17 protein-coding genes are annotated in these 23,167 nt (G+C 53.7%); 7 read left to right on the plus strand and 10 right to left on the minus strand.

The genetic code is table 11. The annotated features are described in order from the left end of the window. The first annotated feature begins 221 nt into the window (after nucleotides 1-221). Genes ACJJIK_RS15295 through ACJJIK_RS15305 form a run of 3 tightly spaced genes read left to right on the plus strand, consistent with a single transcriptional unit; the run spans nucleotide 222 to nucleotide 5,975 of the window. The gene (locus tag ACJJIK_RS15295) at nucleotides 222-5,201 is read left to right on the plus strand and encodes an RHS repeat-associated core domain-containing protein (protein ID WP_444943240.1); all 4,980 of its coding nucleotides are present in this window, start codon (nucleotides 222-224) and stop codon (nucleotides 5,199-5,201) included. Between the two features lie 4 nt (nucleotides 5,202-5,205). Continuing rightward, the gene (locus tag ACJJIK_RS15300) at nucleotides 5,206-5,616 is read left to right on the plus strand and encodes an immunity 22 family protein (protein WP_444943241.1); all 411 of its coding nucleotides are present in this window, start codon (nucleotides 5,206-5,208) and stop codon (nucleotides 5,614-5,616) included. After that, nucleotides 5,616-5,975 (plus strand): hypothetical protein, encoded by a 360-nt coding sequence (locus ACJJIK_RS15305; protein WP_444943242.1) that lies wholly within the window; start codon nucleotides 5,616-5,618, stop codon nucleotides 5,973-5,975. The genes ACJJIK_RS15300 and ACJJIK_RS15305 overlap by 1 nt, the downstream gene beginning before the upstream one ends. Nucleotides 5,976-6,394: 419 nt before the next feature. Here ACJJIK_RS15305 and ACJJIK_RS15310 read toward each other — a convergent pair whose 3' ends face one another. Further along, complete coding sequence (locus ACJJIK_RS15310) at nucleotides 6,395-7,231, minus strand: transposase (protein ID WP_444943243.1); 837 nt, start codon at nucleotides 7,229-7,231, stop codon at nucleotides 6,395-6,397. A 485-nt stretch (nucleotides 7,232-7,716) separates the two neighbouring features. Between ACJJIK_RS15310 and ACJJIK_RS15315 the strand changes: the two genes are divergently transcribed. From ACJJIK_RS15315 to ACJJIK_RS15325, 3 genes are all read left to right on the plus strand, one after another. Next, the gene (locus ACJJIK_RS15315; RefSeq protein ID WP_444943244.1) at nucleotides 7,717-8,070 is read left to right on the plus strand and encodes a hypothetical protein; all 354 of its coding nucleotides are present in this window, start codon (nucleotides 7,717-7,719) and stop codon (nucleotides 8,068-8,070) included. 153 nt (nucleotides 8,071-8,223) lie between these two features. Continuing rightward, nucleotides 8,224-8,643: a hypothetical protein gene (locus ACJJIK_RS15320; protein WP_444943245.1), complete on the plus strand. Its 420-nt coding sequence runs from the start codon at nucleotides 8,224-8,226 to the stop codon at nucleotides 8,641-8,643. 463 nt (nucleotides 8,644-9,106) lie between these two features. Then, nucleotides 9,107-9,361 carry a hypothetical protein gene (locus ACJJIK_RS15325; RefSeq protein WP_444943246.1) on the plus strand — a complete coding sequence of 85 codons (255 nt, stop codon included), beginning with the start codon at nucleotides 9,107-9,109 and terminating at the stop codon, nucleotides 9,359-9,361. A gap of 67 nt (nucleotides 9,362-9,428) precedes the next feature. On the opposite strand, the gene ACJJIK_RS15330 is transcribed toward ACJJIK_RS15325, so the two are convergent. The 4 genes from ACJJIK_RS15330 to glyQ all read right to left on the minus strand — a co-directional run bounded on the left by ACJJIK_RS15330 (nucleotide 9,429) and on the right by glyQ (nucleotide 16,331). Further along, nucleotides 9,429-12,410: a S8 family serine peptidase gene (locus ACJJIK_RS15330; RefSeq protein WP_444943247.1), complete on the minus strand. Its 2,982-nt coding sequence runs from the start codon at nucleotides 12,408-12,410 to the stop codon at nucleotides 9,429-9,431. A 276-nt stretch (nucleotides 12,411-12,686) separates the two neighbouring features. Then, nucleotides 12,687-13,238: a D-glycero-beta-D-manno-heptose 1,7-bisphosphate 7-phosphatase gene (gmhB, locus tag ACJJIK_RS15335; protein ID WP_444943248.1), complete on the minus strand. Its 552-nt coding sequence runs from the start codon at nucleotides 13,236-13,238 to the stop codon at nucleotides 12,687-12,689. A gap of 55 nt (nucleotides 13,239-13,293) precedes the next feature. Continuing rightward, nucleotides 13,294-15,375, minus strand: a complete 2,082-nt coding sequence (gene glyS / locus ACJJIK_RS15340) for a glycine--tRNA ligase subunit beta (protein ID WP_444943249.1) — start codon at nucleotides 15,373-15,375, stop codon at nucleotides 13,294-13,296. Further along, on the minus strand, nucleotides 15,375-16,331 hold the full coding sequence (gene glyQ, locus ACJJIK_RS15345; RefSeq protein WP_444929158.1) for a glycine--tRNA ligase subunit alpha: 957 nt from the start codon (nucleotides 16,329-16,331) through the stop codon (nucleotides 15,375-15,377). The genes glyS and glyQ overlap by 1 nt, the downstream gene beginning before the upstream one ends. A 164-nt stretch (nucleotides 16,332-16,495) precedes the next feature. Here glyQ and ACJJIK_RS15350 point away from each other — a divergent pair, with 164 nt between their 5' ends. Further along, nucleotides 16,496-17,377 carry a lysophospholipid acyltransferase family protein gene (locus ACJJIK_RS15350; RefSeq protein ID WP_444929159.1) on the plus strand — a complete coding sequence of 294 codons (882 nt, stop codon included), beginning with the start codon at nucleotides 16,496-16,498 and terminating at the stop codon, nucleotides 17,375-17,377. Nucleotides 17,378-17,411: 34 nt separating this feature from the next. Here ACJJIK_RS15350 and ACJJIK_RS15355 read toward each other — a convergent pair whose 3' ends face one another. From ACJJIK_RS15355 to ACJJIK_RS15375, 5 genes are all read right to left on the minus strand, one after another. Continuing rightward, the gene (locus tag ACJJIK_RS15355) at nucleotides 17,412-18,599 is read right to left on the minus strand and encodes an ABC transporter permease (RefSeq protein WP_444943250.1); all 1,188 of its coding nucleotides are present in this window, start codon (nucleotides 18,597-18,599) and stop codon (nucleotides 17,412-17,414) included. Nucleotides 18,600-18,663: 64 nt separating this feature from the next. After that, a complete protein-coding gene (locus ACJJIK_RS15360) occupies nucleotides 18,664-19,824 on the minus strand; it encodes an ABC transporter permease (RefSeq protein ID WP_444943251.1) in 1,161 nt (386 codons plus the stop codon). Continuing rightward, on the minus strand, nucleotides 19,821-20,516 hold the full coding sequence (locus tag ACJJIK_RS15365; protein ID WP_444929162.1) for an ABC transporter ATP-binding protein: 696 nt from the start codon (nucleotides 20,514-20,516) through the stop codon (nucleotides 19,821-19,823). Before ACJJIK_RS15365 ends, ACJJIK_RS15360 begins: the two co-directional genes overlap by 4 nt. Nucleotides 20,517-20,568: 52 nt before the next feature. Then, complete coding sequence (locus ACJJIK_RS15370) at nucleotides 20,569-21,603, minus strand: efflux RND transporter periplasmic adaptor subunit (protein ID WP_444943252.1); 1,035 nt, start codon at nucleotides 21,601-21,603, stop codon at nucleotides 20,569-20,571. A 97-nt stretch (nucleotides 21,604-21,700) separates the two neighbouring features. After that, on the minus strand, nucleotides 21,701-23,152 hold the full coding sequence (locus tag ACJJIK_RS15375) for a TrkH family potassium uptake protein (RefSeq protein ID WP_444943253.1): 1,452 nt from the start codon (nucleotides 23,150-23,152) through the stop codon (nucleotides 21,701-21,703). Between the last annotated feature and the right edge of the window lie 15 nt (nucleotides 23,153-23,167).

The following is a 23,167-nucleotide window of genomic DNA, read 5'->3' on the forward strand; positions in this document are numbered from 1 at the left end:
ATCCTTTTCTGTTGTGCGTGGTGTTAGCAGGTCTGGCTATTTAGGATTTAACCGGGAACGACTTTATCTGAAATAGCTAGTTATTTGTGACTAGATAGTTTCATTTGTTGAGCCTGGCCAATCAATTTGATTAACCCATCGCCCAGGAGCGCACCTCGTGCCCTCTGGTCGCTATTAACCGAGTTAGCTTCTCCCTAAGCGCGGACGTTTAAGAAATTATCATGCTGTTACGTATTGAAAATAAGCAAGGCATCCTCTACGAAATCAGAACAGCGGGGGGAGGTTCAAGCGCGTTCCCGATGCCGATCGATGCCAGCCATTTACTTTCAATGTTTGACGATGTCGCCATTGAGAAGATTTACACACACTTTTTTCCACTCAATAGCAGTTTCCAAGCCAGTAACTCCGGCACGCCGTTTTCAGGGCCTGCATCCGAGCCCCCGAGCTATTTATCCATTCATGCCCAAGAAATTTATCGCGCCCTGGTACAGAGCCGCCTGATTATCGAACAGGCGCCCGCTGCTATTGCGGCACAGGAAAACCAGCCGGCGGACTTAATCGTTAAAATCCGCCTGGGGTTACAGCAAATTATCGCCCAAGAGCGCGCCGAAGCGGCCCAGATCCAGCGGCAACACGAACAGCGCTCCACGCTGGAAAAAGTGGGCGCCTATATTGAAAGCGGGGCCACAGGTTTGGGCAATGCCGCCTGGGGCCTGGCGGTGTGGACTAAAGATGTGCTTGAAGTAGCGCTGATGCTCAATCCCATACGCCAATCCCATAAGCTGGGAGTTGCCACAGCGAACTACTTCCTACATGACAAGAGCTTTGAAGAGTCTCACCGGGAGAATGTCACTGCCTTGCAACGGGAAATCGTCGATGTTCTCGGCTTTGATCCCTCCTCGATCACCCGGCAGCAGCTGGAGCTGGCTCTGGATGTTACCCAGCTTATTTACGATGACCCGGCTCTGCGCGATATTATTTTCCGCTTTGCCCAAGATTATATAAAAGCCCAGCACAGCCTGGAAATAACCGAAATGGCCGGTGGTGGTGCCTTTGAGATTATTCTCACTATTGTTCTTGCTGCCGTTACCGGCGGTGTCGGTGCCGCTGCGGCGATGGTCAAAAATGCGCGCCTGCTGAAGTCCTTTAAAAATGTCGGCGAGCTAATGTTAGATTTAGCCCGCCTGAAAAAACAGCGACTGCTGGACTCCAAGGAAAAAGGGGCCAAGGGCGGCAGCGCCAGCTTCTCGGACTTTAGCTCCTCTGAGGAGGCTGTGCCAGTAAGCTCTGGTGGTTCCTCTTCCAGTAGTTCCAGCTCTGGCAGTTCTAGTAGTTCCAGCAGTAATCAAAACAATAGTAATTCCGACAGTAGCGCCAGCAGTAATTCAAATAGTACTCAGAATAGTCAAGCGAACGATAGCAACGAGCCTGACAACGCAACTGCTACAGTGGGGCAGACGCCGGCAGGTGAGGCTGTACCCTGTGCAGATAACTCCCGTCACAGCGGTGATCCAATCAACTTAAAAACCGGGGAGGAGTTTTTATCCCTGGTAGATGCGGTACTGGATGGCCCGCTGCCATTAACCCTGACTCGATCTTATCGCAGCAGTAATAGTGAGGATTTTGGATTAGGCCATGGCTGGGCGCACACCTTAAACGAGCGCCTGGTCCCGGGTAATAAAACCGTAAAGTTTTATGATGCCGAGGGTCGGGTAATTAGTTTGCCGACACCGGGCAATAGCGGGCGAAGCCACAATGTGGTGGAAAAACTCTCCCTCACCCAAGTAAGCGATGAGCACTGGGTGCTAAGCCCCTACGGCGCCTTAAATGGCGTACAAAAACACTTTAAAGCGATAGGCGAGAGTGGCACTCTAAAACTCTCTGAAATTCGCGATGGCTACGGTAACTACTACCTGTTCCACTATATCGGCGAACGCCTGATTTGTATCGAGAGCAGTCTCGGCGAAGCCCTACATATCAGCCCACCGGAAGGGCAGCGCAACAGCCTGCGCATGGGTGAGCTAAAGAAAGAAACTCGCGATGGCCGCATTAAAATACTGGCTCAGTATGAATACAGTGACGAAGGCGACCTGATAAAAGCCACCGATGCGGATGGCTACAGTGAGCAATACGAATACCAACAACATGTAATCTCTAAGCGCACCTTAAAAACCGGTTACCGCTTTTACTTTGAATGGGATAGAGAAGGTCCCTCGGCCCGCTGCATACGCCAGTGGGGCGATCCCATCAATGGTCAGGCTACCTACAACTATACGTTTGCCTGGGACGAGGATGGCCACGGAGTTACGGTGACCGATACCCGTGGCGGGCAGGAGCGCTACCGCTTTAATGAGCGCGCCCTACCCATTTATCACCGCGACCCCGAGGGTGCAGAGACCCTCTACAGCTACAACGAGCTGGGCCAGATAACCAAGGTCCAATTGCCCAGCGATGATGGCAGCCTGCGCGAAGAGATCTATCAATACGACGATCAGGGCCGCTTGATCCAAAAGACCGATGCCGCTGGCAATAGCCACCGCATCGAATACAACAACGAAGGCTTGCCAGGCAAAGTCACCGACCCATCCGGTAACACCTGGCAGCGCGAATACAACAAAAACGGCCAGATCGTCGCCACCACTGATGCCCTCGGCAACAGCACCCGCTACGGCTATAACCCGGTCGGTCTGATCGGCAGCGTTACCGACCCCCTCGGCAATGCCAACCGCTATCTGTGGAACCCGGAAGGCAGGTTGGCTGCGATCCAAGACCCTATGGGCCGCAGCCAGCACTATCGCTATGATATGGCCCGCCGCCTGCAAGAGGTGCAGCACGCCCCCGGCCAGATAACCCGCTACGAATACGACAGCCAGGATCGTATCCATGCGGTTATTACCCCAGATGGCGCTCGCACCCAGTACAGCTACAACGCCCAAGGGCTACTCTCGGAGGTGATGGACTCCGAAGGCCGCAGCACCTGCTACGCCTACGACGGCCTCAGCCAGGTTAAGGCGCGCACCAACCCGGATGGCAGTCGTCTGGAATACCACTACGATGGCGAGCGCAACTTAATCGGACTCACCAATGAAAATGGCGAGCGCTACCAGCTTAAATACGACCTCAACGAACGCCTGATTGAAGAGGTAGGCTTCGACGGCCGCGTAACCCGCTACGCCTATAACCGCGCCGGCCATCTGATCGCTTCAAGAGCGGTAACTGATCCTGATACCGGCAAGGGTATCGATACGCTCTTTGAGCGCGATCCTTTCGGCCGTATGCTGGAGGAAGTAACCCCAGATGGGATTACCAACTTCCGCTACAACCGCAGCGGCCAGCTAATCAAAGCGGAAAATAGCCAGCGCAAACTGCGCTGGGAGTACGATGCCAATGGCCGCGTCACTGCGGACTGGCAGGGCAAAGAGAAGCTTACCCATGAATACGATGCCGCCGGCAACCGTATCGCCACAACCTTACCCGATGGCGAAGTGCTCAACTTCGCCTTTAACCCCGCCGGCCAATTCCAAAGCCTGCACCGCCACCCAGTGGGTGGTGACACCAATCAGCTGATCACCAGCATCAGTCACGATGAACTGGGCCGGGAGAGCCAGCGCCAGCATGGCAATGGCCTGGAAAGCCAGCGAGATTATGATCCTCAGGGACGGCTGCAAAAGTTACGTCTAAACAAAGCTGATGGCCCAGTCGCCGACCCAACTCAGAACTCTCACTCAATCCTGGAGCGTAGCTACCAGTACAACAAAGCCGGTCAGATCGCCAAGATTGAGGACAGCCTGCGTGGCACGCGTAGCTACCACTACGACGCCCTAGATCGCCTCACCCAGGTAGATGGCCCCAACCCCGAATATTTTGTGCACGATCCCGCACACAATATTCTCGCCGCCGCTAATTCAAAGGATGAAGCCAAACAGCAGGCCAGCTCTACTCAAGTTAAGAGCAATCGCTTAGCCTTCCGTGGCGATACCCATTACCGCTACGATATTCACGGCAACCGCATCGCCGAACTGCGCGGCAAAGGGCAGAAGCTGCAAACCCGCTATCACTACAACTGTCGCCAACAGTTGGTGCGGGTAGAAAAGCTCAAACTGGAAGAAGGGGCAGAACAGCTTCAGCAGGAGATTCACTACCAGTACGACCCACTGGGCCGTCGTATTGGTAAAAGCACCAATAGTGAATACACCAATTTCCTCTGGGATGGGGATGTCCTGCTTCGCGAAAATAAAGCTGATATCCACACTCGGCAGAACCTGAACAGCCGGACCTACTACTTCGAACCGGGTACTTTCAAGCCGGTTGCACTAAAGGATGGTAACCAAGAGAAAGAACAGGTTTACCACTATCACCTGGATCATCTGGGAACGCCGGATACCCTTACCAACCAGGAAGGTGAAGTCGTATGGAGTGTCGCCTATAAGAGCTATGGCAATATCGCCCTGGCCCATAAAAATCAGATTGAACAGCCTATCCGCTTCCAAGGGCAGTACTTCGATGAAGAAACTGGGCTGCACTACAATCGGTTTAGGTACTATGATCCGCAGGTGGGGGAGTTTACCCAACAGGACCCGGTTGGATTGTTGGGTGGGTCGAATAGCTATCAATATGTGCCTAATCCGGTTGAGTGGGTAGACCCTTCGGGGTTGACTGCGGCGAAGGAAGATCCTAGTAGGCAAGTTAATGCGATTGCTGGGCCGCAGGTACAGAAGGGTGTTGCCCCAAACAAACCTACCCGGGAACTAACTACAGCTGAGTTGCATGGAATACCTGGAGGTACAGCATTTAAGGAGTGGTTCGATTCTAAATCAGTAGATGATATCGCTCAGCTCTACAAAAATGCAGACACAAGGGATGTTATTAAAAGTAGACTGCGCCATGGTGGCGGCGATCATGAATGGCTCATGGTTTCTAGGGCTGCTCAAGTGAAAGCCTGGGGTGTAAATTACGATGAGATAGTTAGTTTGGTAACTCCAACCAAAGCGACTTTCTTTAAAGATCCCATAACAGGGGTAGTTAAGAAACACGGAACCAATAGTATTTCATCTAGAGCCCATAAGCAGTTAGGTGATTTAATTGACTCGTCAAATAGTTTTGAGCAATTCCAGCGTAAAATTAATAATTGGGGAGAATATTCTGGATGGCTGCCAGACGGCAGATCTGATTTGCCATCCGGATTGAGAATAGGAGATTGATAGTATGTTTAGTGATAATCCATTCGTTGAATCAGTAGAGGGTTTCCTCACGGTATGGTTAGGTGATTTAAGTGAATTAGAGCTAGAAGATTATTTGGATGAGCCCGGTGGGGCAGGAGACAATGAGCCAATTTCCAATTTTAGTAGAGATTTGGACCGATGGTATGATCATGACTTTATCTGGGTAGAAGGGGTAGATGAAGCCGTATCAGTAAAAGAGCTATGCGTATTGAATGGTATTGATTCAAAAAGGCTTATAGAGGAAATAGTGGAGCGGAGTGATAAGAAAAAAATTAGATCTTTGCTCATTTTATGGAACTCGAAAAAAATGGAAGGCGCTGGAGAGAGAGCTTTTGCAGATGGTCGATTGCAATGTATTGGATCTTGGGAGCACGAGCCCCCATTAACTGATTGATGTTCCAAGCAGTAACGGCTAAAACTATTGATACATCAGCACTTCTTAGTTTGATCAAAGATTTTGATACTGAAATGTTGAATGATGAAGAATGGGATCGACTAAATAAAGTCGATCCATCTGACGAGGCGGAGTTGTTAGAGGTATTTAACGAGTCCACTGTTCCAGAGTATCGAGCTATGGATAGCCAATCACAGGATTTAATTAAAATTAGTCTTAAGCAGGCACTAGCTTCCTCTGATTTTAATTTTGCAACAATATTGGATTCAGTTGAAATGCCATTTGAGCCAATAGAAAATCCTAAAAGATTTTTTTCTTTATTGTGGTTGGCTCTGTTTAAAGATGATTTTTCCGGATAATAGGTTGTTCCAGACAGTCAGAAGGACATTCCTGAAGGACATTCCTGGACATCCAAAAAAAGGACATTCCAAAGAAGATCTAGGACAGCCAAAGAAGATCTAGGACAGCCAAAGACTGAAGGGTGGTGTCGGCAATAGAGATAGCCCCCTCTCTGGCGGCTCTTTCTCTTTGATTTACAAGTAAAGGAGTTGAAATGCTGGTATTGCTGGTTAGGTTTTGGAGATCGCCAAGATCTAGGACAGCCAAAGACTGAAGGGTGGTGCTGGCAATAGAGCTAGTCCCCTCTCCGGCGGCTCTTTCTCTTTGGTTTACAGGTAAAGGAGATAAAATGCAGGGAATTGGTCTTAAGGCTATTGGGATCGCTGTTTTTCGATAAAAGGGCGGTATCGTGCTGTTGAGTACTTGAGGCCGGGGTAGATTAGCAGGGCGTAGCTGAGAGGAGGCGCCGACAGTCGCTTATACCGTGTACCCAGCGTTTATCGAGTTGAGCACAAACTTTTTGTACAACCTCTACCGATCCCACCAAGCCTTTAAAGCGGCTTTCAAAGTTCCGGCTGAGATAGAGCCAGTGCTTGGGTGAAATACCGAGCCGCTCCAGAATAGGCGGCGTGTTTTCGGCAATACAACCTCGTTTTCTGGGGTCTAAATGCCGGCCGCTCCAGTCCACTAGCTCCAAATAGTGATCCAACTGGAAAGGTAGCCCTTTCGGTATATTCAAACGCTCACCGCCGACAAACGGAAGTAGATTTTTGGGCTGCTTACCTGAGACAGCCGTACGAATACGTTGTTGAATCGAAGTGTAATCAGACTTTTCAGGTGTCTTGGCAATATTGGCACGGATGGGGTTAAGGTCTACATAAGCCATACAGGCGGCGAGTGCTCTTTCATCCAGTAAAGCCTGAGACTTAAACCGGCCTTCCCAAAAACGGCCGGTACAGTTGTCTTCAGCATTGGCCTGGCGGGCGATAGATTCGTTTAAACAGCGCATAAACCAGCTGATATCCATTAGACGCTCCCGCCATAGGGAAACGACCTCTTTTAGCCTGTCTTCCTCAGCGTGATCGAGGGTATCACCCTGAAGATAGCGCTGGGCCAAGCTAGAGGCTTTGAAGAGTTTTTTCCAGCGAGTAATTACCTCTGTAAGAGACCACTTGTTAGCCGATTTTGTGTCGATATAGAGCACTATATGGTAGTGATTACTCATTACTGCATAGGCGGCAATATCTAGAGCAAACACCTCGGCTAACTTATGCATACGGCTTTCAATCCATTCGCGCCGATGCTCGTAATCTTTTCCGGATTCAGTATCTCTGCCACAGAGAAATGCACGCCGTACACAGCGGGAGACACAGTGATAGTACGGTGTTGCATCAAGAGATATCTGGGTGCTTCGCGGTAGAGTCATCGGCTGCACGCGCATTTGCCTGTATTAATATCCAGTATTTTGTGGGGTTTCAATCTTTTGTCAATAGGATTGGCGGTTTATAATTTCTGTTTGGTGGGTGTCCAGGATTAACTGTTCGCGGCCACAAAGAAATGCACGCCGTACACAGCGGGAGACACAGTGATAGTACGGTGTTGCATCAAGAGATATCTGGGTGCTTCGCGGTAGAGTCATCGGCTGCACGCGCATTTGAATGTATAAACATACAGTATTTTGTGGGGTTTCAATCTTTTGTCAATAGGATTGGCGGTTTATACTTTCTGTTTGGTGGGTGTCCAGGATTAAATTAGCAATTAATGAAATCGATAAATGATATTAGCCTAGTTGATTTAAAACTAGGGAATGATTGGAAAATAACTCACAATGAATTCTATAATATAGAACCAAAGGAGGTCGACAACTATAAAGATTCAAAATACCCAATTTGGAGTATGTTTTTTATTGAAGATTTAATGCAAATAGAAAACAGCAAAAAAGAACTGCTAATTGATGTCGGCTGGTATCCAGACGGAGATAAAGCTGGAATGTATAGGCTTATTCTTATTAAGAGCATAGAGGGAAGTTTTGACTGGGACAGCCCTATAGATACCTATGAGACAAGAGTTCTAAAGGAATTAATCAACAAGATTGACTCTTTAGTTTCACAATAATTTGCAAGTTCTAGAAAATATCTAAGAAGAAAAAAGATCAAAGAGAAAGATCTAGGACAGCCAAAGACTGAAGGGTGGTGCCGGCTATACCGATACAAACTCCTGAAACTTGGTTGATGGACTTGATGAAAATACCTTCTGAAGGAAGTTAATATGAAGAATAATTTAATTTCCAAAATTTGTGACCCTCAAAATCATGCTAGGGATTTGCTTGTAGATGAGCTTAATGATGAAATTGAGGCGGGATCTTTCAGCAAGGAGGATACGCAGCTGATCGTTCATAGTTTATTAAAGTTATTGCCAGCTGAACAAGATCAAGCTGTTAATGAAAGTATCTTGAACTTACTTAGTAGCCTATACCCCTCAGGCATTACTGATCGAGATATTGAGGTGTATGTGCTAGATCATATTAAAGATTTTAAACCTGGATCATTGATCCATGCTTTATCAATCCTTTCTGAATCTAAACTAAATGAGAGGAAAGCAATTTTCTCTCATTTTTCTAAATCTGATAACACATCAATTCAAGAGGTGGTGCGAAATTACCTTTTGGAAATTGACAGAAAGATCTAGGACTGACAGAAAGATCTAGGACAGCCAAAGACTGAAGGCCAAAGACTGAAGGGTGGTATCGGCAATAGAGCTAGCCCCCTCTCTGGCGGCTCTTTCTCTTTGATTTACAAGTAAAGGAGTTGAAATGCTGGGAATTGCTGGTTAGGTTTTGGAGATCGCTGCTTTTGGATAAAAGAGCGGTAATCGTGCTGTTGAGTACTTGAGGCCGGGGTAGGTTAGCAGGGCGTAGCTGAGAGGAGGCGCCGACAGTCGTTTATGCCGTGTACCCAGCGTTTATCGAATTGAGCACAAACTTGCTGTACAACCTCTACCGATCCCACCAAGCCTTTAAAGCGGCTTTCAAAATTCCGGTTGAGATAGAACCAGTGCTTGGGTGATATACCTAGCCGCTCCAGAACAGGCTTTATCTCCACCCTCAGTGACCTGGTGAGACTGGACGCCACAAAAATTGGCCAGTGGTGAAGTGAATGAACAAAATTATGCTTTGGGTTGGCGGGTGACTGAAGTAGAAATCCCCGAGGTGGGATTAACGAGAGTGGCCAACCACGGCGGAGTGAGTCGCGGCAGTCAGAGCTGGTTAATGATAATACCGGAGTATCAGCTTTCTGTTGCGGTCAATATCAATCGAAAAACAAAAACCTTTTGGGACTTTGCGCGAGTCTCTCTGGAAATAGTGAGCGCCTTTATTCATCAGCAGGATAAACTCAATTGTGAATAAAAAAACCGGCCAAACTCTGGCCGGTTTTAACTCGCTATTCGCGCTGTAAATAATCAGAGCGGAAGGCCTACTGAGTGTTTACCATAATTTGAGTCTGTGAAAATACCTTTTCACCGTCTCCGTGAGTCAAAATACCCAGGTGGCGGGTGTTGGGGGCAAGATTCATCCACTCTAGAGAAACGATACCTGTTGTGCCGATTTGTGCCTGAGTCGGTGCATTGAGCGCGGTGTTGCCGCTATCTCCATGCAGATAAAAGTTAAACAGGCTGAAATCGGTGGGACCTGCGGCAGTGGCGTAATCGACAACCACCACTGCGTACTGCCCGGGAGTGGGGTTGGTCACTGAGACAGATTCAGTGGAAGTGGCGTTGCCGCTGGTACCGACTTCGGGGTAATTGGGCGCGGGGCCGTAAACTTCCAGGTCCAGGTCATCGCTGCCACCCCCATCGCCCACATCGGCATCAAACATGGCGATAGTGGCCAGCTCGGTTCCATCGGGGATATCAAAGAAAATAACTTCAACATCGCCATCTTCGATGGTGGCATTGGTGGCCAGCCCTTCAGCCAAACCGGCGATACTCACCTGGAAATCACCGTTGTAGCCGAAGCCCACATTGAGGTCGAGGCTGCCATCGGTACCGGCGGCGCTAAGATCCAGTGGTGCGGCGAGTGGCACCGGGCGCACGGCGATCGGGCTGCGCACGCTGACTTGCGTGCCCACAGATTGCCAGGTCAGGTCGCCAAATACCCAGGTGTCCAATTCAGCCGACTCGGTGGTGGTGAAGGTCACCTCAAACTCCGCACTCTGCCCCTCTGCGAGGCTCACTACCTTTGGATTGATCTCCACGTCGATACCGGCCGGTGCGTTGACCGATGCCCAATACCAGCGCCGGCCGGGGGAGACGCTGGTAACCCGGCGCTTGATCGTCTGGCTGCCGAGCAGTTCGGCGACCGCGATGGAAGCGAGGTTCAGGTCGCTGGAGTCGCTGGAGTAACCCTGGGATAGCAGCGCATCGCAGGTTGCGCTGTCGACGAGCTGGGGCTGGAGTGTAGCGCCACACAGGAAGGCGAGGTAATCATTGAAGCCCGCATCGTAAACCAGGCCCGGCTTGAAGGCGTCGCGGGGCACTATGATACCGGCGCCCATATCAAAGGGGGTGGCATCCTCAAGCCCGTAGGATTTACGCAGGTCACTGCGCGCGGTGGTCATCAGTGCGGACTTGGCCATTGCCGGGCTCCAGTGTGGGTTGGCCTGCTTTAACAGGGCCATAACACCGGCGACATGAGGACTCGCCATTGAGGTGCCACTCAGGGCCCCAAACAGCTCGCCTCCGCTCAGCACTGGAGATATCCCCGCGATAATCCCCACGCCCGGGGCGCTGATATCCGGCTTGATAATATCTGGCGCGCCTCCGTTCTGGCCGCGAGAGGAAAAGTTGGCGACACGGTCTTCCCTGGCGATTAATTGAGACGGGTCGATAGCACCGGAGACGCCGCTGCTGTTGGCGAGGGCGTCGCCTTCATAGAAAGAAATCATCATCCCGGGAATACGGGTATCCGGGGCCGACATAGTGATCGGATTGATGCGGTCATCGGCTGTACCGTCGTTGTAGACCACAATAGCCACGGCACCGGCGTCGGCAGCGTGGTTGTATTTGTCGGTAAAGGAACAACCTCCGCGCCTGACCAGGGCGATAGCGCCTCCGAGGGCATCGGTATTGGTGAGGGGGCTACAGGCCTCCAGCGGTTCGCTCAGAGCGATGTCGGCGGAGAGGGCGCCGACCTCCTCCAGGCTCACGGTGCTATTGCCCTCGCGCCCCTCGTAAGTGCCGGCAACCTCTACCGGTGCGGACACTTGCATGGCCAAGCCGAAGCTCTGGTCATCTTCCGAGGCGCCGACGGCGGTAATCCAGGGAATACCTGAGGGGGTGCCCATGGTCTCCGGCCCCGGCCCGCTGTTACCGGCAGAGGTGGCGACAAAAACGCCGGCATCGGCGGCAAATAGAAAGGCGATATCATCGGCGCCACTGAAGGTGGTGCCGGAGCCGCCGATAGAATAGTTGATAACATCGACACCGTCGGCCACGGCCTCGTCGATAGCGGCCATAGAGTCCGCCGATGAGCAACCGCTATCGTCCGGGTCTGGGGCGTCCCAGCACACTTTGTACACCGCGATACGGGCCCGTGGCGCCATACCGGTCAGGGTTTCCCCGTCTGGGGTGGTAACGCCATAGTTGCCGGCGGCTGTGGTGGCGGTGTGCGTGCCGTGTCCATCCGCATCCCGCGCGGAGAGGAATTCGTAATCCGCCAGTTCGTTGTTGGCCAGGAAGGCATCGGAAAATGACCTGGCCTTGATCAGTTTATTGTTGCAGGTAAAGGCCGCGTCGTTGGGGTTGTGGTCGCTGTTGCCGAAATCACAGCCCTCACCGGTGAAGGAGTCGGGTATAGCACCGTAGGCAACCTGCGGCCCCATATTGCCCTGGAAGGGGGTAGCCATATCGGCGACACCCAGGTGTTCCGGGTGGATGCCGGTGTCGATGACACCCACCACGATATCCTCGCCGGTAATCCCCCACAGCCAGGGGCTGGGCATATCTGTAATGCCGAGGAAATCTGCGCTGGAGTCGGTATGGGGCTTGAGTAACTTATCTTCCCAGACGCCTTTGACATCTCCACGAGCGCGCAGTGCGGCCGCTTCCCTGTCGCTCATAACGGCGGCGAAGCCATTAAAGGCGGTGTCGTATTCGTGCACCCTGCGCGCGCTGGGCACTGTGGAGAGCACCTGTTCGCGGCGGGATTTGAGGAAACCCGAGTAGTGTCGATAGCTGCTGCTCTGGGGATCGAGCTTGCTGCGCGGGCTGGGTTTGGTGGCCGGCAAGCCGGGGAGGGTGCCGCTGTAGGAGGATAGAGGCTCCCCCTCCAGTTGAACAATATAGACTTTGCGCGCTTTTTCCTGGCTGGGGGCAGACCTCTCCCCCAATGACTCAGCAAATCCACTGCCAGATAGCAGCATAGTGGCCATCAGGGCAGAAAGAATCTTTCTTTTCATTGGAGTATCCCTTTGTTGTTGTGTGCAGGTGGCAACAAAAGGCCAGATAGCGCTCTCCAGCAGAACCACTCAGAACGCTAGTCAGACCCAGCCCATCCATGGCCTGGCACGACTCGCTGATACAACAATGGGCTCGCCCTCCCGCCAGTTGCTTTTAATGGAATGTGTCGCACAACTCAATAAGTTGGCGCCTGGGCAAACAACGGGTAGCAAAAACAGTGCGCCAGGTTGGATATCGGGCGCGCAAATAATCTCGCTAAGTGCGGGGGCGGGTGTCTAGGGGGAGAGGAAAAACTGTGAAAACTGCGCCAAGTCACTAAAAACGGAGGTGTTCGCCAGGCGCGGGTCCGGTTGCGCTATCAGGTGCTGTAGTGTCTGCTCGCCGACCCCGGTTTTCACCAATACCGGTTTACAGCCCTTTTCCAGGGCCAGATAGAGGTCTGCGAGTTCATCTCCGAGCAGATAGCAGTCGTGCAGACTGGTATCGAATTCCGCTTCGATCGCATCCAGCAGACCCGCCAGCGGCTTGCGGCAACGGCAGTTGTCCTCGGGGCCGTGGGGGCAGTAGAAAATTGCGGCGATCTCACCGCCGGCATCCTCTACCAGAGTGCGCATTTTGGCGTGTATTGCCTCCAGATCATCCAGGTCAAAGCGGCCCAGCGCCAGACCGCTCTGATTGGTGGCAATCACCAGCTGGTGGCCGGCCTGGCTGAGTGCCGCCAGCGCTGCAATACTGCCGGGCAGGGGCCGCCATTCGTCGGCGGATTTGACGAATTGATTGGGGTTTTCGTTGATCACCCCGTCGCGGCCGAGAATGATAATTGCCATATTGGTGTCTCCCTGTGCGGCGCAGCGGGGCCGTAGGCCCCGCTTCTACAAGTGGTTACTTGGCCGGTACCAGCAGGGAAATGTCGGCAACTTCGAGGAACAGTGCGCGCAGCTGGGCCAGCAGGGCCAGGCGGTTGTCGCGCAGTTGCTCGTCGTCGCTCATCACCATTACGTGGTCGAAGAAGTTGTCCACGGTTTCGCGAAGTCCCGCCAGGCCGGCGAGGCCCTCGGCGAACAGCGCATCGCGATACAGCGGCTCCACTTCTGTGCGGGCAGTCTGTACTGCGGAGAACAGCGCTTTTTCTGCGTCCTCCTGCAACAGGGCTTCATCAATTTTACTGGGTACGGCGCCATCCAGCTTGGCGAGGATATTGGACACGCGCTTGTTGGCGGCGGCCAGCGCACCGGATTCCGGCAGCTGGCTAAAGGCGTTGACCGCGTGTACGCGGTTGTCGATATCCAGCGGGCGCGACAGCTTGCGCGCGGCAACCGACATAAAGACTTCGGTGGCGATACCCTGGTCTTCGTAGCGGGCGCGGAAGCGCTCCAGAACATATTGCAGGGTCTGCTCTACCACCTTGTCGTACTCGCCCAGGGCGGTGCGCGGGTAGTTGTCGCGGGCCAGTTCCAGCAGTTCGCGCAGGTCCAGGTCGAGGCGCTTCTCCACCAGGATGCGGATAATGCCCAGGCTGGCGCGGCGCAGGGCGAACGGATCGCGGGAGCCGCTGGGGGGCTGGCCGATACCGAAGATACCCACCAAAGTATCCAGGCGGTCTGCCAGGGCGATAGCAGTACCGGTGTCGCTGGCGGGCAGCTCGTCGCCGGCAAACTTGGGCATATACTGCTCGTACATGGCCTTGGCCACATCCAGCGGCTCGCCGTCGTTTTCGGCGTAGTAGTAGCCGGCGATACCCTGCATATCGGCAAACTCGAACACCATCTCGGTGACCAGGTCCGACTTGCACAGGCGGCCGGCGCGCTCGGCCCAGTCGCCGTTAGCGCCGGTCTTCTCGGCGATAGTGCGCGCCAGGGCGGAGACCCGCTCGGTCTTGTCGTAAACACTGCCCAGGTGCTGCTGGAACACGATTTGGCGCAGTTTCTCGCGACGCGATTCGAGGCTGGTCTTCTTGTCGGTTTCGAAGAAGAAGGCGGCATCTGCCAGGCGTGGGCGGATTACGCGCTCGTTGCCGTGGATTACCTGGGCGGCATCCCGGCTCTCGATATTGGACACGGTGATAAAGAAGGGCAGCAGCTGGCCGTCTTCGTCCACCACGTGGAAATACTTCTGGTGCTCCTTCATAGAGGAGATCAGGGCCTCGGCGGGGACTTCCAGGAAGCGCTCCTCGAAGCGGCCGGTGAGGGCGACGGGCCACTCTACCAGCGCGGTTACTTCGTCGAGCAGATCGTCGTCGATAACCGCTTCGCCGTTGACGTTGTTGGCCTCGGCGATCACCTGGGCGCGAATCACTTCACGGCGCTCGGCGAAGTCGGCCATAACGTAGCCGGGCTCGCGCAGAACCTGTGGGTAGTCGTGGGCGGAGTGGATCTCCAGCTCGCGGTTGCAGTGGAAGCGGTGGCCACGGCTGGTGTTACCCGCTTTTAAGCCGAGTACTTCGCCGTCGACTACCTTGTTGCCGAACAGCATAACCAGCCAGTGCACCGGGCGCACAAACTCTTCGCGACGTGCACCCCAGCGCATGCGCTTGGGAATTGGCAATTGAGCCAGCGCCTTCTCGACAATACCGGCCAATAGGGATTCGGTTGCAGCGCCTTTCTGTTCGCTGATAAAGGCCAGGCGCTCGCCCTTGTCGGTCTCTTTGCGTCCCAGCTCTGCAACGGTGACGCCGTTGCTGCGGGCGAAACCCTCAGCGGCTTTGCTGGGCTTGCCCTCTTTATCGAAGGCGGCTTTGACCGCCGGGCCCAGCTTTTCAATTTGCTTGTCCTGCTGTCTATCCGCCAGGCCAAATACCGCCACGGCCAGGCGGCGGGGGGCGGCGTAGGTTTTCACTTCGCCAAAAGACAGCTCGGCGCTTTTAAGGCCCTGGGAAATACCATCGGCGAAAGCGCTCATCAATTTGTGTAACGCCTTGGGCGGCAGCTCTTCGGTGCCCAGCTCTACCAAAAAATCCTGAGCCATTACTGCTTCTCCTCTTGCTCGATGTCTTCCGCCAAAATATCTGCCCGCAGTGCTTCATCTGCCAGGGGGAAACCCAGGGCGCGGCGCGCATCGTAGTAGGACTGTGCCACCGCGCGGGCCAGGGTGCGTACGCGCAGAATATAGCGCTGGCGCTCGGTTACGGAGATGGCGTGGCGCGCATCCAACAGGTTGAAGGCGTGGGAGGCTTTCATAACCTGCTCGTAAGCGGGCAGTGGCAGGCCCAGTTCGATCAGGCGCGTGCTCTCGCGCTCGCAGTGATCAAAGGTGGCGAACAGGAATTCCACATCGGCGTGTTCAAAGTTGTACTGGGACATCTCCACTTCGTTTTGGTGGAAAACGTCGCCGTAGGTGACGGGGCTGCCGTCCGGGTTGCGGGTCCACACCAGGTCGTAGATAGACTCGACCCCCTGCAAGTACATGGCGATACGCTCGAGGCCGTAGGTGATCTCGCCGGTAACCGGGTGGCACTCCAGGCCGCCCACTTGCTGGAAGTAGGTAAACTGGGTGACTTCCATACCGTTCAGCCACACTTCCCAACCGAGACCCCAGGCACCCAGCGTCGGGGACTCCCAGTTGTCCTCGACAAAGCGAATATCGTGGATGGCCGGATCTACGCCCATGGCGCGCAAGCTATCCAGGTACAATTCCTGAATATTGTCCGGGGACGGCTTCATCACTACCTGGTATTGATAGTAGTGTTGCAGGCGGTTGGGGTTCTCGCCGTAGCGGCCATCGGTGGGGCGGCGGCAGGGCTGCACATAGGCCGCGTTCCAGTTTTCCGGGCCTATGGCGCGGAGGAAGGTCGCCGGATGAAAGGTGCCGGCGCCCACTTCCATATCCAGAGGCTGTAGAATGACGCACCCTTGGCGCGCCCAATAATCCTGCAGGGCAAAAATAAGTCCCTGAAAGGTACTGAGATCGTATTGCTTGGACACCGCTATCTCCAGATCAGTATCTGCTGTGGGCAAAGGGACGCAATTATAGCGGTAGCGACTGCTGTGCTTAAAGCGCTATAGCTGCATGAAAAAGCTCATTGGCCATACTTTGGCAATATTGCCGTTCAGCTGCGGCTTTTTGTATAGGAAGTAATTTAGTGGATATGAAAGGGCGCCTTGCTGTCGGGGCACTGAAACTTATCGGTAAACTCCCGCTATCCTGGTCGCGGCGCCTGGGCCGGTTCGCTGGCAGGATTGCCGTGTGGACCGGGTCGGAGGGGTTGCGCCTGAGCAGGATCAACCTGGCCCAGTGCTACCCAGCCATGGATCAGAAAGAGCGTGAGAAGCTCGCCCGTGCGAGTGTGGTGAATACTGCAATCAACGGTTTTGAGATGGCCAATATTTGGCATCACGCCTGGGACAGCAGCAAGAAGACCATTGTGAGTGTCCGCAACGAGAAGTTGTTATTCCAGGGAAAAGAAGATGGCTGCGGTACTCTGGTATTGATGCCACACACCGGTAATTGGGAAATTTTCGGCATGTACCTGGCTGCTATGGGACCGTCTATGGCGTTGTACCAGCCACCCAAAGTTGAAGCTTTGGACCCGGTGATCCGCGCGGGCCGGGAAAAAACCAATGCCACCATGGTTCCAACCAATATTCACGGCGTTCGCGCCCTGCTCAAATGCCTGAAAGCGGGCCATGTGGCCATGGTATTACCGGACCAGGAGCCGGATATGGGGGGGGATTTTGCCCCTTTCTTTGGCCGCCCCGCACTGACGATGACCCTTGCTCACAACTTAATTCAGCGCACTAACTGCCATGTGGTGTTTGGCTTCGGCAAACGTGTGGATGACGGTTTTGAACTGGTATTTCTCCCCGCAGAGAATGCTATTAGAAGTGATGAGCAAAAAGTCTCCCTGGCGGCGATGAATCGCGGTGTGGAGGCCTGCATTGCTCAGGCACCGGAACAGTATCAGTGGGAATACAAGCGTTTCAGGAAGCAGCCGGAGGGCAAGAGCAAAATATACCGCAAGAAACACTAGGGGCCTGCCGCCAGCAGCCCCCGTTTCAGAGTTTTTAAGCGGTGTGCCGGAAGGCGATCGCGACGGGCATGCGTGCCGCGCGCCAGGCGGGGAAGAAGCCGCTGATAAAGCCGATCACCAGCGCCAGTGTAGCGCCCTGCATAAACAGGTCCGGGGACATCTCAAAGTTGAACACCACCTGGGTAAAGTTGCCCCCCAGGGTTGAGGCATTGAGGCCGTCGAAGAACAAATAGGCGGCCACAGAGCCCAGTAAGCCACCGGCAAGCGCCAGTAGCATCGCCTCGGCGATAGTGCTGCAAAAAGCGGAGAAGTTACTGAATCCCAGTGCGCGCAGGGTGGCGATTTCACGGGCCCGATCCGCCACCGAGGTGTACATGGTATTGAGGGCCCCGGCCAGCGCGCCGAGTGCCATCACCGAGCTGACAATCCAGCCAAAAGTGGCGATATATTGCAGCTGTTTCCCTTTGCTGGCGAAGTATTCCCGCTCGGTCTGCGCCTCCAGATTGAGGCGCGGCTCGCGCTGAATCGTTGCCTCAACTGGCGTGAGATCGCCGTCATTTTCCAGCTGCAAGCGGATTGACTGGTAGCTGTTCGCCCGGTTGTAGTGGCTTTGGATAATTTTAATATCTGCCCACAGCTCACTCTCAAAAATATTGCCGCCTGTGGAAAAAACTCCGACAACTGTCCACAGGTTTTTGCCGAAGCGCACCTCTTGACCGGTCTCGAAACCGTCAAACTCGCGCAGTACCCCCGCGCCGACAATCATTTCGTTGGTGCCGGGAGTAAACATACGCCCCTCCACTAGGCGCATATTACTGCGCATGGCCATACCGATCTGATTGAGACCGCGCAGGGGGATATTGGCTTCGCCGCCTGTGGATTTCTTGGTGCCGTCGACAATGACGAAAAGTTCCGCTGACACCAGCGGCCCGTTGGCATCGCGGGCGATCCCGGCGGACTCTGCGATCAGGTTGACCTGCTCTTGTTGCATGACTGAGTTGAGTTCTGTTGAAGACCCCTCTCGCATCAGGATGGCGATCTGGCTGGAACCCGCGCCGCTCATGGTTGCCTCGAAGCCCTTGGCCATAGCGAGAAAGGCCAGCAGGATGGCCACCACTACCGCAGCGGCAAAGACCATCGCCAGTGACATCCACAGGCGCCGGCGCAGGCTGCCCAGGTTCATTGCGGTGACCGAAACAATTTGTGCAATCAGAGACCCCATAATTTCTTCCCTTTAAAGGCGCTGCCAGTGAAAACCGCTGTGTGGATTCGGTGGGCTGGCGATCTTATTGTTGTCGGTTAAAGGCGCTCACAATATTGAGGCGCAGGGCTTGAAACGCGGGCACCAGCCCGGTAACAAGGCCCAGCAGTAACATAAACAGAATGCCCTGCAAGAGGGTGTCCGCGCCCAAAATCAAATTGGGCAGGAAGCGGGCGAGGAAGTTTTTTACCCCTTCGATCAGCAGCCAGGCTGCAGCCAGGCCGGAGAGGCCGCCGACCAAGGCAATCAGCAGGGATTCAGACAACACCATACGAAAAATACGCCTGCTGGAAAAACCCAGGGTTTTTAATACGGCGATCTCCCCGGTGCGCTCGCGAATGGCCAGGGCCATGGTATTGGCAACCACCACCAATATGGTAAAGAAGGCAGTAAATACCACCGAGAAAATAATTAAACCAATATTGCCGATTTGTTCAATAAAAGATTTATTGAATGCTTTTTCTGTACTGGTATCGGTTTCATTTTGTGAATTGGCAAAATTATCGTCGATAGTTTTGGCCACCGTTTCATTGAGATCTGGGTCCTCGGTCGTCAGTGCCATCCAGCCAATCCAATCCTCGCCAAAAGTCTGTGCCTCGATAAAATATTTATAGTGAAATAGTAATTGGCGCGTGTCATATTGTTCCGTATCCCCTGTGAAAATCCCGCAAATGACAAATTCCCAGGTGTCGCCGCCATCTTTGTGGGTAAAAAGACTGGAGGAGACGGGGATTCTGTCGCCAACCTTCCAGCCGTAAATTTGTGCGAGCTTTTCCCCGACCAGAGCCCCTTGACGATTGTTGAACCAGGCCTGCTTTTGCTCCTCGGGAATAGTTATTTCCCCATAGACCTTTAAGTAGGACTCGGGATCGACGGCGAGAGAAACTAACTGCTTACTGGGTTCCTGGTAATAGCCGCCAAACCAGTTCAGGTGAGTTACATTTTTTACCCCCTCGATTGCCGCAACCTTTTGCACATAGGCCAGTGGCAGCGGTTGGGTAAAATTAATTCGGTTAAATACCACCAGGCGATTGTCGGCAGATAATTCCACGCTGGAGTTTAAAGCGGCTTTGAGACTGGTAACGGCGCCGAAAATAAGGAAAGCTATAAAAATAGCAAAGCAGGTAAGGAATAAACGTAAAGGTTTCCTCGTCATATTTTTATAAATTAAATATAAGTCACTCATGCCACTATTTCCCTTTGCACAAATTGCCCTTTATCGAGATGCAAGGTGTGTTTGGCGTATTGAGCCGCAGCGGGATCATGGGTGACCATCACGATGGTTTTTCCGTGATCGCGATTTAACAATTGCAGCATCTCCAGGATTTCATCTGCGGTGGCCCGGTCCAGATCGCCGGTGGGCTCGTCGCACAGAATCAGTTTGGGATCGGAAACAATGGCCCGGGCGATGGCAACACGCTGCTGTTGTCCACCGGACATTTCACTGGGCATATGTTTCGCTCGATCACTCAACCCCACCAGTGCCAGCGCAGTTTCCACATTCTGACGACGCTGAAGTTTGGATAATTTAGTCAGTAATAGCGGCAGCTCTACATTGCGCTGAGCATTGAGCATCGGCATTAAATTATAAAATTGAAAAATAAAACCGATATTTCTCGCCCGCCACTGTGTTAAGGAGCCCTCACCGAGGGAATCGACGCGCCCGCCATTAAACCAGATTTCACCGCTGCTGGGTTTATCGACACCGCCGAGCATATTTAACAGGGTTGTTTTGCCAGAGCCCGAGGGGCCCATAATGGCGACGAAATCACCGCGATCAATTTCCATATCCAGGGAGTCAAAAATGGAAATAGTCTCTTTGCCCTTGCAAAAATATTTGCTGATATCCTTCAGCTGAAACAACACATTTTCTGACATCTTAAATACCCTCGTATAAGAATAAAAGCTGTGGTGTTTTTATCGGTGCCGGTTAGGGGGCTGCGGCGAGAAAACCCACCTTAACGCCCATATCCGGCAGGATGCGCGCGTCCTTGTCGTCGATAGCTATTCGCACCCGCACAGTCGCCTTGGCGCGATCGGCCGTTGGAATGATGGCGATAACGGTAGCTGGGATGTCCCAGTTCGGATAGGCATCCAGGTTGGCATTAACTTTCTGTCCCTTGGCGACCCGGCCGATAAAGGCCTCGTTCACATCGACTTCGATTTCGAGCGAATTCATATCCACGATGGTGCAGATTCCGGTGCGGGTAAAACCGCCACCGGCGGAGCTGGGAGCGACTATCTCGCCGGGTTGAGCATTTTTGGTGGTGACAACGCCGGCAAAAGGCGCGCGAATAATATGATCCGCCAGGCGCTCGCGCTGCCTCTCTGCTTCGAGAATGGCAACCTGTATGTTGGCGCGCGCGCTCGCCAGGTCCGCACGCAAACTCTCCACCGAGGATTCGCTTTGGGTCAGCTGTGCTTTGCTGGAATAATTCTTATCGCGCAGCCCGGCAAAGCGTTGGTACTGGCGTTGCGCCTCTTTGAGTTTTGCGTGAATACTCGCTTCCTGGGCCTGGAGCACCTGAATCTGAGCCTGGGCAAAATTCACTGCGACCCGCGCTTTGGCATCATCCAGACGGGCGAGGATCTGCCCCTGTTCGACTTGCATGCCCTCTTCGACATCCACGCTGTGGATAAGCCCCATAACCTCGGCGGAGACCGTGGCCATGCGCCTAGGTGTGATATAGCCGGAGGCGTTGAGTATGGTCTCGCGGAATTTTTCTGTGCGGGGCTTTAGCTCGAGGACCCTGGTCGGGGGCTCACGGTTTTGCGCGGGCAGCGGTGCTTTATTTTCTACAAAGAAAGGCGCGCCAGTCAGGCCGATAGTAAGACCGCTGCCGATGCCGATAACGAGGCCGACAGATGTCGCCAATAAAACTTTGCGTGATGGGGAACCGGATTCGGGCGCTGCCTCCCGATCAATTTTGAGTTGACCGAGCAGCGCACTGGTATCTCTGCTCATACACCCTGTTTTTACCCGTTACGTCCTGTAACCAATAACTGTGGCAGAAACTAAAATAGATTGCCATGCATTAGCGCGGCGATGCTATCTGCTGTCGTTAATGGCGCCAAAAAGCCGGGGTAAGTAGTACTAACAGGGTGAAAATTTCCAGGCGTCCCATCAGCATGGCCAGGATCAGGAACCACTTGGCGACATCGTTAACCGCACCGTAGTGGGCAGCAGCTTCACCCAGGGCGGGGCCGATATTACTCAGGCAGGAGGCCACAGTGGTAACCGAGGTGACAAAATCCTCCCCGGTGGCGATAACGATAATGGCGAGAATAAAGAAGGATGAAACATAGACTGCAAAGAAGCCCCACACCGCATCGGTGACTCGATCGGGCACAATTTTGCGGTTGATCTTGATGGGGATAACCGCATTAGGGTGTACCAATCGATTCAGCTCACGCATACCGGATTTCATAATCAGCATACCGCGCACCGCCTTAATCCCGCCGGAGGTAGAGCCAGCGCAGGCGCCGAGAATACCCAACAGCAACAGGGCGTAGGGCAAAAATACCGGCCAGGCGGAGAAGTTTTCCGAGGCGAAACCGGCGGTGGTACTGATCGACACCACCTGGAAAAAGCCGTGCAGTAGGCTGTTGCCGGGGGAGAAAATATTCAGTATCCACAGGTAGCAGCTGATCAACAGACCGGCGCCGACAATCAACATAACGTAGAAGCGAAATTCTGAGTCGCGCCAGTAGTGGCTGAGGGTTCTGTTGCGAAAGGCGAAGAAGTGCAGGCCGAAGTTGATGGCAGCGGTAAACATAAACACGATACAGATAATCATGATCGCGCGGTTGTGGGCGTAGAAGCCCATACTGGCATCGTGGGTGGAGAAGCCGCCGTTGGCCACGGTGGAAAATGCGTGGCCAACGGCGTCGAATACCGTCATCCCCGCCCACCAGTAGCCGATGCCACAGAGAACCGTGAGAATCACGTAAATTACGATAAGCGCCCGCGCCGTCTCGGCGATGCGCGGGGTCAGCTTGGTATCTTTTACCGGGCCGGGAATTTCCGCCTTGTACAGCTGCATACCGCCGATACCCAGCATCGGCAGGATAGCCAGGGCGATCACAATCACGCCGATACCGCCAAACCACTGCAACTGCTGGCGGTAGTAGAGAATCGCCGGAGGCAGGGCATCCAGCCCGGTAATCACCGTGGCGCCGGTGGTGGTAAGCCCCGAAATCGATTCAAAAATAGAGTCGGTAATATTCAGGTCCGGCTGCGGGCTGATAATAAAGGGCAGGGCACCGAAGCTGCCCAGTACCAGCCAGAATAGCGATGTCACCACGAAGCCGTCGCGGGTGCGCAGGTCCTCGCGCAGGTCGTGTACCGGCAGCCACATAAACAGGCCGGTAATCAGGGTGATGACAAAGGCGGCGACAAATGCGCTGTGGGTGCCATCTTCATACCAAAGGGATACCCCGATCGGTGGCAGCAGGGTCAGGCTGAATACCGTCAGGAGAATTCCAAAAACTCGCGCAATTACCGCAATTCGCATTGGCGCCTACAAGCC

Source organism: Microbulbifer regidiadema (SeqCode), assembly GCF_052466995.1.